The organism is Micromonospora sp. PRAS1 (assembly GCF_059553435.1).
The window spans coordinates 1-12295 of sequence record NZ_JCANNB010000016.1; the positions used below are offsets into that span (position 1 = coordinate 1).

Below are 12295 nucleotides of genomic sequence, written 5' to 3' on the forward strand. Positions count from 1 at the left end.
AGGACCTGCTGGCCGGTGGCGTTGGGGTGGAAGTAGTCCCAGGTGGAGAGCTGGGCGAGGGTGAACGGGTAGTTGAAGACGACGTTTCCGTCGTACTTGCAGTTCGGCCCGTAGGCGGCGCAGGCCGCCGCGAGCTGGCCGTTGAAGTCGATCACCCGTTGCCGGACCCGGTTGCGCCGGTCGACGTCGGCCTGTGCGGTGGAGGTCGGATTGGCCAGGATGGACTGGCAGATGCCAAAGAGCGACCAGGCCGTACGGGCGCTGCTGCTGCCCTTGCCGACCGACCAGAGGCGGTGCACGTCCGGGACGCTGATCACGTAGACCTTGGTGTTCGGCAGGCCGGACTTCAGCCGGTTCAGCGCGGAGTCGATGTTGGACCGGAAGGCGGTCGGTGAGGTCATCGTCGACTCGGAGCTGGTGCAGGCGTCGTTCGCGCCGATCAGGATGGTCACGTAGCCGACCCCCTGGCTGACCGCGGTGCCGGCCTGGCCGTGGAGGTCTGCGGACTTTGCCCCGGTACGGGCAGCGTTGTGGTTGCGGCCGTTGATGGCCGAGTTGACCCGGCGGATGCGCAGGTAGTGGCTGTTCACGGCGGAGTCGTCGCCGGTGCTGAACGAGCGGCTGGTGCAGTCGACGTACCACCCGCAGGCGTTGAAGCCGCGGGTGATGGAGTCGCCGAGACTTGCCATCGAGGCCGGTGGTGGTCCGGGGTCGGCGCTGGCGGGACTGGTCGCCAGTAGGAGGAGTGCGGTGACGCTGGCGAGGGTGGCCAGCGTGCGTCGGGCGAGGGTCATCGTGGCCTCCGGTTCACGGTTGCCGGGCTTACGGCGGTGACCTGAGCGTATAGATGACCTTCTGTGTCCACAATGTTGCGGTGCGGTTACCTGTGGCCGAGGGGTGAATCCGGGCAAACGGGGGTCTTGCCTACGATCTTAAATATGTGAATACTTTCCATCGCTTGGCCGTTTTCGCAGGTGGCCGAGTTGCCCCCTGCCCTGTCGCCATGACAGGGCCCTCAACCCCCATCCGGGAGGCTGTTACATGCGACCCACAAGGTCAATGCTGCGTCGCGTCGTCACCGTCGCCGCCGCCGGAACCCTGGTGGCTGGCGCGCTGGCCGGCGCGCCGGCCCAGGCGGCACCCTCGTCCGCGTCACCCGACGCCGCGTCCGCCCTCGCCGACCGGCTCGGCGACCGCGCCGCCGGTGCGTACGCCGACGCCGCCGGCAAGATGGTCGTCGCCGTGACCGACAGCGTGGCGGCCCGCCAGGTGGCCGCCGCCGGTGCCACCGCGAAGATCGTCAAGCGCGGTGCCGCCGAGCTGAACCGGGCCACCGCCGAACTGGACCGTTCCGCCGCGATCCCCGGCACCGCCTGGTGGGTCGACCCGGCCACCAACCAGGTCGTCGTCTCGGTCGACAGCACGGTGACCGGCGCGAAGCTGGAGCGGGTCAAGGCCGCTGCGGCGCGCACCAACGGCGCGGTCCGGATCGAGGCCGAGGCCGGCGTGCTGAGCACCCGGATCTCCGGCGGTGAGGCCATCTACGCGCAGGGTGGCGGGCGCTGCTCGCTCGGCTTCAACGTGCGCGCCGGCAGCACGTACTACTTCATCACCGCCGGGCACTGCACCAACATCGCCGCCAACTGGTACAGCAACTCGGCGCAGACCGCCCTGCTGGGTTCGCGTACCGGCAGCGTCTTCCCGGGCAGCGACTACGGCATCGTCCGGTACAGCAACCAGAGCACCGTGCAGCCGGGCAACGTCTACCTCTACAACGGCAGCTACCGGGACATCACCAGCTCCGGCAACGCCTACGTCGGCCAGTCGGCGCAGCGGTCGGGCAGCACCACGGGCCTACGCAGCGGCTCGGTGCAGGCGCTCAACGCCACCGTCAACTACGCCGAGGGACAGGTCCGGGGCCTGATCCGGACCAACATCTGCGCCCAGCCCGGTGACAGTGGCGGCTCGCTGTTCAGCGGCAGCGTCGCGCTCGGCCTGACCTCCGGCGGCAGCGGCAACTGCTCGATCGGCGGCACCACCTACTTCCAGCCGGTGGGTCCGGTGCTGAGCCGCTACGGCGTAAGCGTCTACTGATACTCACCTGTGGCACTTCTCCTCCGTCCCGCGGGCCGCCGGATTCCTCCTCCGGCGGCCCGCACCACGTCTGCGGTCGGCCGGTGCCCGGGCGGACATCGACGGTACGACGTCGGTTGCGGTGTCGACCTGGGACATCCCGAATCAGGTCGGTGCCGGAGCCGGACATCGCGTACCGTCGGCCAATGGTCGTACGACTCCTGGCGCAGCTCCGCTTCCCGGTCGTCGTGGGTGGGCAGGTGATCGCCTGGGTGCTGCTCGCCGTGGACGCGCGTCGTGAATGGAGTGCGTACTGGTTCGTTCTGCTTCTCCTGTTGCTCGGTGCGCTTGCCGTGATACCGGCGGCCTTGCTCGGCTCGCCGGAATACCGGCTGATCGCCCTGGTCACCCACACCGTCGGCGTCGGCATCGTCGCGCTGGCCCTGTACGACACGGCGGACAAGCGGGCGCTGTGGGTGTATGCCCTGACCGCCCTGGCGGCGGTGGCCCTGCCGGTCAGCCGGCCGGCGCCCGGTCGGCGGACCATGATCGGCCTGGGGTTGGTCTTCGTGCTCACCATCGGCGGGTCGGCTCCTGCGCTGGCCTGGGGTGGTGGGCAGCCCGACGCGGTGGTGTGCGTACGGCCGGGAGGGTCTGTCGACGAGCTGATCCGGGAGAGACACCGCTTCGATCCCGATCACCTCGTCGCCGGCTTCGGATCCGACGGACCGCACACATCGTGCCTGGAGGTGCTCTTCGATCCCGGTGCCACCGCTGGCGACGCCGACGAGGTGGCCCGCCGCTACTCCGGGGACCCGAGGGTCAGCTCCGTGAGCCGGACGCCCTGACGGCCAGGATGAGCTGCCGGGCGTCGAGAAGAGGCCTTCCTCCGGCCGGAGACGTCAACAAGGGCCCCTTCCGCACACCCGGGAAGCGGGGGCGGGCAGAATGCCGGGAGGAAACGTAGAGCAGACGAGGGAGACGCACGCCGTGATCCGTACCCATGACGCCGGCAGCCTGCGCGCGACGGACGCCGGCACCACGGTGACGCTCGCCGGGTGGGTGGCCCGCCGGCGCGACCACGGCGGTGTCATCTTCGTCGACCTGCGCGACGGTTCCGGCGTGGTGCAGGTGGTCTTCCGCGAGGAGGATGCGCACGCGCTGCGCAACGAATACTGCGTCAAGGTCGTCGGCGAGGTGACCCGCCGTCCGGAGGGCAACGAGAATCCGGAACTGCCCACCGGCGAGATCGAGGTGACGGCGACCGAGCTGGACGTGCTCTCCGAGGCAGCGCCGCTGCCGCTGCCGGTGGACGACCAGGTGGTGGCCGGTGACGACGTACGGCTCAAGTACCGCTACCTCGACCTGCGGCGCAGCGGCCCGGCGCGGGCGATGCGGCTGCGCTCGCGGGCCAACCAGCTCGCGCGCACCGTGCTGCACGAGCGGGACTTCCTGGAGATCGAGACTCCGACGCTTACCCGGTCCACCCCAGAGGGCGCCCGCGACTTCCTGGTCCCGGTGCGGTTGCAGCCCGGCAGCTGGTACGCGTTGCCGCAGTCGCCGCAGCTGTTCAAGCAGCTGCTGATGGTCGGCGGGATGGAGCGTTACTACCAGATCGCCCGCTGCTACCGCGACGAGGACTTCCGGGCCGACCGGCAGCCCGAGTTCACCCAGCTCGACATCGAGATGTCCTTCGTCACCGAGGACGACGTGATCGACCTGGGTGAGGCGATCGTCGCTGCCCTCTGGTCCGACCTGGTCGGACACGAGATCCCCCGCCCGATCCCGCGGATCACCTGGCACGACGCGATGGCGCGGTACGGCTCGGACAAGCCGGACCTGCGCTACGGCGTGGAGCTGACCGAGCTGACCGACTACCTGCGCGGCACCCAGTTCCGGGTCTTCGCCGGTGCGATCGACGCGGGCGGCTACGTCGGCGCGGTGGTCATGCCCGGCGGTGCGGCGCAGACCCGCAAGGAGCTGGACGGCTGGCAGGACTGGGCCAAGGCGCGCGGCGCCAAGGGCCTGGCGTACGTGGTGCTCGACGCGGAGACCGGCGAGGCGCGCGGGCCGGTGGCGAAGAACCTCTCGGCCGAGCACCTGGCCGGGCTGGCCGACGTGGTCGGCGCCAAGCCGGGCGACGCGATCTTCTTCGCCGCGAGCGCGGAGACCCGGGAGGCGCAGGAACTGCTCGGTGCGGCCCGGATCGAGATCGCGAAGCGGGCTGGTCTGGTCGACGAGAGCGCCTGGGCGTTCTGCTGGGTGGTCGACGCGCCGATGTTCGAGAAGACCGACGAGGGCGGCTGGACCGCCGTGCACCACCCGTTCACCTCGCCGAACGCCGAGTGGGTCGACCGGTTCGAGGAGGCGCCGGACCGGGCCCTGGCGTACGCGTACGACATCGTCTGCAACGGCAATGAGATCGGCGGCGGCTCGATCCGTATCCACCGTCGCGACGTCCAGCAGCGGGTCTTCGACCTGCTCGGCATCACGCCGGAGGAGGCGCAGGACAAGTTCGGCTTCCTGCTGGAGGCGTTCAGCTACGGCCCGCCGCCGCACGGCGGCATCGCGTTCGGTTGGGACCGGGTCTGCATGCTGCTCGCCGGCGCGGATTCGATCCGCGAGGTGATCGCCTTCCCGAAGACCCGGGGCGGCTTCGACCCGTTGACCGGCGCGCCCACCCCGATCACCGGCCAGCAGCGCGCCGAAGCCGGCATCGACGCCAAGCCCAAGCCCCAGCCCGCGCCCGCCCACCAGGGCACCGCCGGCCCGGCCGCTCCGGTGGCCGACCCCACCTGATCCCGACTTCCCTCGTTGACCATGAAGTTGTTGTCCGGTCGCCCGGCGTGGCGTGGCAACAACTTCATGATCGACGGAGCGTAGGGGGTGTGGGTCGTGCGGGTGCTGGTGGTGGGGGGTAGTGGGTTTCTGGGGCGGGAGGTCTGTCGGCAGGGTCTGACCGCCGGATGGCGGGTGGTGGGGACGTGCCATTCCGGCGCGGTCGGGGTGGCGGGCGCCGAGATCCGGCGGGTGGACGTCACCGACCGGTCCGCGGTGCGTGCGCTGGTGGCGGAGGTACGCCCCGACGCCGTGATCAACACCTCCTACCGCTACGAATCCTGGGCGGTCACCGCCGACGGGGCGGCAAACGTCGCCGTCGCTGCCGCCGAGGCCGGAGCGCGGCTGGTGCACATCTCCAGTGACGCGCTGCACGCCGGCCGCCCCGAGCCGTACCCGGACGACGAGCCGCCCAGCCCGGTCTTCGCGTACGGCGCGGCGAAGGCCGCCGCGGAGACGGCGGTGCGGGGAATCGACCCGTCGGCCGCGCTGGTACGTACCTCGCTGATCGTGGGGGAGGGCAGCCCGCAGCTCCGGCTCTGCCGGGAGGCCCTGGCCGGGCGGGGTGCCCTCTTCACCGACGAGTTGCGCTGCCCGGTCGACGTCACCGACCTGGCCGCCGCCGTGCTCGAACTGGCGGCCTCTGACTACGCCGGCCCGCTCAACGTCGCCGGGCCGGAGGCGGTCAGCCGGGCGGAACTGGGCCTGCTGGTGGCCCGCCGGGAGGGCGTGCACCCGGCCGCCCTGAAGACCACCACCGCCGCCGAGTGCGGTCTGGTCCGCCCCGCCGAGATCCGCCTCGACACCACCCGCGCCACCAACCTGCTGAAGACCCGCCTCCGCCCCATAACCAAACTCCTCACCCCCTAACCCCTAACCCCGGCGATCTTGCAGTTTCCGTCGGGACAAAAGGCGCGCATGGGGTAAACCAGCGACCAAAAGTGCAAGATCGACGGGGTTGGTCGCCGGTCAGCCGAGGCGGACCGAGGTGAGGGCGAGCGAGTCGAGATAGCCGAGTCGCCGGTAGAGCCGGAGCGCACCGGTGTTGACCAGGTAGACGCCGAGCGCCACCAGGTCGTACCGGCTCGACAGCGTCCGGGTCAGGCCGGTGGTGAGCGCCGCTCCCAGGCCACGACCCCGGTACTCCGGCGCGACGGTCAGCCCGGCGAGGAAACCGATGTCACCTCGGGTGCAGTCGGCCCCGCAGGCGATCAGCCGGTCGCCGTCCCGGATGCCGTACCAGTCCACCACCCGGGGGCTGCCGGGTCGTACGGTGCTGGCCGGGTACGACCGCTCGATCAACGCGGTGAGCGCCGGCTGGTCGGTTCCGGCCAGCCGGACCACCCGCTCCTCGCCGGGCTGCGGCGGCGGTGCCGCGCCCGTCCAGAGAAATTCCCAGTCCTCGTACGCGGTGCCGGTCGGGCGGTCGTCGAGCGTCGCCGGGTCCAGCCGGGGCAGGTGCATCCATCGCCCGGTGTCAACCATCCGTTCCGTGGCCAGCGCGGTGGCCAGTTCGACCGCCGGGGCCGGTGCCCCGAGCGCGCCGCCCACCGGCCCCGGGAAGGTGGGCGGCAGCAACCAGCAGAGGGCATCGTCGCGTCGCCAACCCCGGGCCGGTTGGTTGGGCGGCAGCGAGTGCCGGACGAACGGATGATGCTGCGCGGCGGCCAGGATGGCATCCCGCCCGTCCAGGGCCTCCTCAGCGATGATCATGAAGACAGCCTAGTCACGCGGGGCCCAGGGCCGGGGGATCCACGTTGGAGATTGGCGAGCCGACCGTTCGGGTACATCCCGCGCCGACCTACTGGAACCCCCACCGGAGGAACGACATGCTCGCCATCGCCGCCGCCGTGGTCTTCGGCTTCGCGCTGCTGCTGGACCTGCTGGACACCAAGCTCGGAGCGCCGGACCTGTTCAACTGGGACACTCTGGTGCTGATCGGCCTGCTGCTGCTCTCGCTCTACCTGGCCGGCGTGGGCCGGGGCCCGGGCGGTGGCGGTGGACGCTGGTACCGGGGTCGCCGCCCGGGACGCGGCTGACCGAAAGGGATCATCTCGGGCTCGGCCGATGGCGCGATTCCGGCGCTGCCGGTCGAGCCCGGTACTGTTCTCCTGATGGAGTCTGATGCCCTCTTCACCCTCGGTGAGCCCGCCGCAGCGCCCAGTGCGGTGGCGGGCTCCGGTGGCGTCGACGGCTTCACCGCGGTCGGGCCGGACGCGCCGTTGCCCGTCCGGATGCGCCCGGCGAACCTGGACGAACTGGTCGGTCAGGAACACCTACTCACCCCCGGTGCGCCGCTGCGGCAACTCGTCACCGGCAACGCGCCCATGTCGGTCATCCTCTGGGGGCCGCCCGGCAGCGGGAAGACCACAATCGCCCACCTGGTGGCCGGCGCCACCGACCGACGTTTCGTCGCCATGTCGGCACTGTCGGCCGGGGTGAAGGACGTGCGGGCCGTCATCGACACCGCCCGGCGGCAGCGGCGCTCCGGTGGCCCGCCGACGGTGCTCTTCATCGACGAGGTGCACCGGTTCAGCAAGACCCAACAGGATTCGCTGCTCGCGGCGGTGGAGGACCGCACGGTCACGCTGCTCGCCGCCACCACGGAAAATCCGTACTTCTCGGTCATCTCCCCGCTGCTGTCCCGGTGCGTGCTGCTCACCCTTCACCCGCTCGACGAGGCGGCGGTCCGGGGCCTGCTGCGCCGCGCGATGGCCGACGAGCGGGGTCTGGCCGGGACGCTCACCCTCGACAGCGAGGCCGAGGATCATCTCGTCCGGCTGGCCGGCGGTGACGTCCGCAAGGCACTCACCGCGCTGGAGGCCGCCGCCGGTTCGGCGACCGCGCTCGGCACGGGGCGGATCGACCTGGCCACCGCCGAACGGGCGGTGGACACCGCAGCCGTCCGCTACGACCGCGCGGGTGACGCCCACTACGACGTGACAAGTGCGTTCATCAAGAGCATGCGGGGCTCGGACGTGGACGCCGCACTGCACTGGCTGGCCCGGATGCTTGTCGCCGGGGAGGACGCCAGGTTCATCGCGCGCCGCCTGGTCATCTTCGCCAGCGAGGACGTCGGTATGGCCGACCCGGGTGCCCTCGGCGTGGCCACCGCCGCCGCTCACGCGGTCGAGTACGTCGGCCTGCCCGAGGCGCAGCTCAACCTCGCCCAGGCCGTGATCCACCTGGCCACCGCGCCCAAGTCGAACTCGGCCACCACGGCGATCGGTGCCGCGATCGTCGACGTGCGCGCCGGCCGGGGCGGCCCGGTGCCCCGTGGCCTGCGGGACGCGCACTACGCCGGTGCCCGTGGGCTCGGCCACGGCGCCGGGTACCGCTACCCGCACGACGACCAGCGGGGCGTGGTCACCCAGCAGTACGCACCGGACGAGTTGGTCGGCGTCGACTACTACCGACCGAGTCAGCACGGCGCGGAGCGGTCGGTGGCCACCCGGCTGCCGTTGCTGCGCGGGATCGTCCGTGGGCTGCCGACTCCCGCTCACCGGGAAGCATCGACGGCGAACGGCCGGGTGCCGACGCCGTCCGCAGATGGTGGCCGGCCGCCGGCCACCGAGGTCGACGCGACCGATCAGGTCGGTGACAGCGCCGACGGAAAGGGTCAACAGTGAGATCGCCTGGTTCGGAGCGACCGGAGGATGGCTCGGACGAGCGGCGGGGCAAGCGCAGCCGTTGGGGCCGGGGCAGGTCCGAGGACGCCCGGGAGGAACCGGGCGGCGGCGAGGACCTCGGCTGGATCGACGACCTGCGCTCGGCCAAGCAGCAGCGCGGCGATCTCGGCCCCGAGGGCGCGGCGGCGTCGCAGGTGCCGCCCGGCCCCGGGCCGAGGCCCGCGAGGCCGCCCGGCCCCGAGCACGTCGGGCAGGTGCCGCCGGGCCGTCCGGTTCCTGAGCACGTCGGTCAGGTGCCGCCGGGCCGTCCGGTTGGGGAGCACGTCGGGCAGGTGCCGCCGGGTCGTCCCGGTCCGGTTCCGGCGGGCCGTCCGGTGCCGGAGTCACCGGGTGCCGGTCCCGTCCCGCCCGTGGCACCCGGTGCCCGCCCGCCGGTGCCACCGGCCGGGCCCGTGCCACCAGCGGCACCCGGCGGCGCCGCTGTGCCCACGGGCTCCGGCCCTCGCGCGCCGGGTGGACCTGGGACACCCGGTGGTCGGGTGCCGGTCGGCCCCGGTGGAGCCGTCCCGCCTGCGGGTAGCGGCGGCGGGCGTGCGCCGGTGGGGCCGGGCGGTCCTGTCCCGCCTGCGGGTCCCGGTGGTCGCGCGCCAGTGGCACCGGGCCGTGCCACACCGGTTGAGCCCGGTGCCGGCCCGCCAGCCGCGTCTGCGCCGCGTCGGGGAGTCGCCGAACCGCCCCGGGCCCGACCCGATGGTCCCTGGCCGGGCGCCCCGGATCCCCGTACTCCCGCCGGACCCCCTAACGCCGGTGCTCCACGGCCCCCCGCCGCCGGGCCCCGACCTGACGCCGCCCGACAGCAGCCACCCGCCGCACCGCCGTACCCCGGGCCGCCGCCGGCCGGTCCCGCCGTCGGCGGGCGCCGCGACGCCGCGCCGAACACCCCGCCCGGCGGCTGGCCGGCGGCCGACGCCGTGCCGCCCGCCCGACGGTCCCGCCCCGGCCCGGTTGCCGAGCCGCCGTCGGGGCCGCCGACCGGACCGGTCTCCGGTCCGCCCGTCGGGCCCGTTTCCGGGGCACCGGCCGGCCCGGTCCCCGGTCGCCCCGGCGGCGCCGGCCCCGGAGAGTCGGCCGGCTCCGTGTCGGGCCCACCCGCGCCGCGCCAGATGCCCAGCAGACAGCCCCACGGCGGGCCCGCCGGCCCGCGCCGGGCAACCCCCGACGGAGTCGATTCCGCCCGCACCCCGGCAATCCCCGGTCCGGACGGTGGACCGGGTCCGGCCGCACTCGCGGAACCGCCGGCCGCCCGCCGTGGCCGACGCGTCGCGGCGGAGCCCCCGCCCGCCACAGAGCCGGTGGAGCGCGATGCCGCTCGTCCGGTGCCGGGTACGGCGGCCATCCCCGGTCCTCCCGACGGGCCGCCGGGGGGCCGGCGGACCGGCCGCCGCCGCGCGCCCGAGGAGGAGCAGCCGGTGGTGCCGCTCTCCGGCAACGCGCCGCCGATCCCGGGGGTACCGTCCGGCGGTGCCCCGGCCACCTCCGACGATGCTGCTGCGGCCCGCCGTGGACGCCGTGCCGCACCCGAGGATCCGGCGCCACCGGCGCGCCGCGGCCGGGCCGGCGCCGAGGTGCCGGTGCGCGACGGCCGGACCGAGCCGCAGGCACCGGTCGTCGGGCACCGGCCGGCGGACGCCCCGGACCCGCTCGCCCGGGGCCACCGTGGCGGCGAGGCGGAGGAGCCGTCGACCCGCGAGCGGCGGCCCGCCGCCGAGGAGCCGCCGCCCGGACCGCCCCGTGGTGACATCGGCAAACGCGCAACTGTGCCGCGCGCCGGTGGTGGCCGCGCCGGTCGCCCGGAGCGGCCGGCCGACTGGCTGCGCCAGGCCGGACGTACCCAGCACACCGACCCGGCACTGTCGACGATCAAGCGACGGACCGACCCACCCGGCGCCCCGGCCGGTACGCCGTCGGGTGGCATGCCGGTGGTCGGTGAGCGCGGTGCCGCGCCGCCCGCCGGCCCTGCGGCCGGCGCGCCGAACACCGCTATCCCGCCGAATCGTCCGCCCGGCGCCGGACGCCCCGGCGAGCCCGGTCCGGGTCGTCCGGGTGTTGCGGTTCCGCACCGCGCTGAAGAGCCCGGCCCGGGTCGTCCGGGTGCTGCGGTCCCACGCCGCGCTGAAGAGCCCGGCCCGGGTCGTCCGGGCACCGCCGCGCCGCACCGCGCCGACGAGCCGCCCACCGGGCGGGGACGGCCGGTGCCGGAGTCCGGACCACCCGCCGGGCCGGGCGTGACCGAGCCGCCGGCCGGGCGGCCCGGATCCGAGTCACCCGTTGGCCGTGGCCGGGTACCCGCTGGCCCCGAGGCTGCGCCGCCCGGCCCGCCGCGCGGTGCCGCCCGGCCGGACGGGATGCCGTCAGGACCGGCGCGGGGTGCCCGCCCCGAGGGTCCGCCGCGCGGTGCCCCCCGGCCGGACGGTCCGGTCGGCGGCCCCGGCCGCCCGGGTGGCATGCCCTCGGGCCCCGCCCGGGGCGCGGCCCGCACCGGGGCCGACCCGCACCGGCCTGACGCTGGCCCGCATCGGCCTGACGCTGGCCCGCACCGCCCCGACGCCGGCCCATTCCGGCCGGGTGCTGGCCCGCCGGCCGGTCCCGGCCCGGCCCGTCCCGACGCTGGCCCGCCGGCCGGTCCCGGCCCGGGACGTCCGGTCGGCGGCGCCGGGGAACGTGCCGAACCGGCCGGCTCACCGGTGGTGGCCCGGGCGGCCACCCCGGTGCCGCGACCCGACGACCGGCTGGCCGGGCGGGCCGCCCCGCCGCACCGGAATCCCGAGCCTGGTGACGGAGTATCGGCACCACCGCCGTCGCGTCCGGGCGAGAACCCGGCGGTGGCCCGGGCCGCCGCCGTGGCCCCCGTCGGCCCGGCCGGGCAACGGCCCGGCCCCGAACCGCCGCTGCGGCGGCCCAGCGAGGCGGACCAGCCGGACGCCGACCGGCCCGGAGACGACCCGTCCGACGCCGACCCGGAACCGCGCCGCTCGGCCGTCGGTCAGCCGCGGGTACGGGCACTCGTCCTGGCGCTGGCCAGCCTGCTCCTGCTCGGCGCGGTGCCGGCGTTCTTCGGCGTACAGGCGATGAACCGCGACCCGGTCTTCGTCTCGCTTGACGAACTGGAGGTGCCGGCCTGGGCCGAGGTCGACCCGGTTGACGACGTCAGCGGCAGCCGCTGGTGCCTGCTCGACTGCCGGCTGCGCGAGCGCACCGTCAACTCCGAGCGACCGCCGGAGGAGACGACCCAGGTGTACGAGGCCGCGCTGGCCCGGGACGGTTGGCAGCCGTGGACGCCTGCGTACTGCCCCGAACAGGAGGAGAAGGGGAGCTACACCTGCTGGCGGCGGGACGAGTTGACCCTCGACCTCTGGGTCCGGGCACCAGCCTGCGTACCGCCGCCGGTGGACGGCGAGCCGGCGGTGGTGCCGGAGCCGGATCCGGCGACCGCGGCGGAGGAGTGCCCCGGATCGTTGGTCTCGGTGAAGGTGCGTAACGCGATCGACGACGAGCGGACCCGGCCACAACCGACCACCGACCCGTCACTGACCGGTGTGGACCCCTATCCGACGCTGGGCGAGGATCCACTTGGTGACTTGACGCCGTCACCACCGTCCTGAGCCGATCGTCATCACGGACGGTAGGGTCAGCTTCTGGCGGCCCGGGTGTGCTGATCCGGGCCGTCGGGGTTGTCGTGGGCGAGACGGTCGTGC

At 74.1% G+C, this 12295-nt stretch carries 9 protein-coding genes; 7 read left to right on the forward strand and 2 right to left on the reverse strand.

Features of this window, described 5'->3' with window-relative positions; all coding sequences use genetic code 11:
- Nucleotides 1-794, reverse strand: a 794-nt coding sequence (locus AC507J_RS16970; protein WP_496290120.1) for an SGNH/GDSL hydrolase family protein, incomplete at its 3' end; no start/stop codon positions are given.
- Nucleotides 795-1041: 247 nt separating this feature from the next.
- Between AC507J_RS16970 and AC507J_RS16975 the strand changes: the two genes are divergently transcribed.
- The 4 genes from AC507J_RS16975 (at nucleotide 1042) to AC507J_RS16990 (ending at nucleotide 5781) form a co-directional block, all read left to right on the forward strand.
- Nucleotides 1042-2094, forward strand: coding sequence for a S1 family peptidase (locus tag AC507J_RS16975; protein WP_496290121.1), 1053 nt, complete (start codon nucleotides 1042-1044; stop codon nucleotides 2092-2094).
- A 185-nt stretch (nucleotides 2095-2279) separates the two neighbouring features.
- Nucleotides 2280-2921 carry a hypothetical protein gene (locus AC507J_RS16980; RefSeq protein WP_496290122.1) on the forward strand — a complete coding sequence of 214 codons (642 nt, stop codon included), beginning with the start codon at nucleotides 2280-2282 and terminating at the stop codon, nucleotides 2919-2921.
- 142 nt (nucleotides 2922-3063) lie between these two features.
- The gene (gene aspS, locus AC507J_RS16985; protein ID WP_496290123.1) at nucleotides 3064-4872 is read left to right on the forward strand and encodes an aspartate--tRNA ligase; all 1809 of its coding nucleotides are present in this window, start codon (nucleotides 3064-3066) and stop codon (nucleotides 4870-4872) included.
- Nucleotides 4873-4968: 96 nt separating this feature from the next.
- Nucleotides 4969-5781, forward strand: a complete 813-nt coding sequence (locus tag AC507J_RS16990; RefSeq protein WP_496290124.1) for a sugar nucleotide-binding protein — start codon at nucleotides 4969-4971, stop codon at nucleotides 5779-5781.
- Between the two features lie 99 nt (nucleotides 5782-5880).
- Here the strand turns inward: AC507J_RS16990 and AC507J_RS16995 are convergent, their stop codons facing one another.
- The gene (locus tag AC507J_RS16995) at nucleotides 5881-6624 is read right to left on the reverse strand and encodes a GNAT family N-acetyltransferase (protein WP_496290125.1); all 744 of its coding nucleotides are present in this window, start codon (nucleotides 6622-6624) and stop codon (nucleotides 5881-5883) included.
- A gap of 116 nt (nucleotides 6625-6740) precedes the next feature.
- Here AC507J_RS16995 and AC507J_RS17000 point away from each other — a divergent pair, with 116 nt between their 5' ends.
- From AC507J_RS17000 to AC507J_RS17010, 3 genes are all read left to right on the forward strand, one after another.
- Nucleotides 6741-6950: a hypothetical protein gene (locus AC507J_RS17000; RefSeq protein WP_210941241.1), complete on the forward strand. Its 210-nt coding sequence runs from the start codon at nucleotides 6741-6743 to the stop codon at nucleotides 6948-6950.
- Between the two features lie 75 nt (nucleotides 6951-7025).
- Entirely contained in the window at nucleotides 7026-8540 is a 1515-nt protein-coding gene (locus tag AC507J_RS17005; protein WP_496290126.1) for a replication-associated recombination protein A, read from the forward strand.
- A gap of 2948 nt (nucleotides 8541-11488) precedes the next feature.
- A complete protein-coding gene (locus tag AC507J_RS17010) occupies nucleotides 11489-12202 on the forward strand; it encodes a hypothetical protein (protein ID WP_496290255.1) in 714 nt (237 codons plus the stop codon).
- Nucleotides 12203-12295 lie beyond the last annotated feature (93 nt).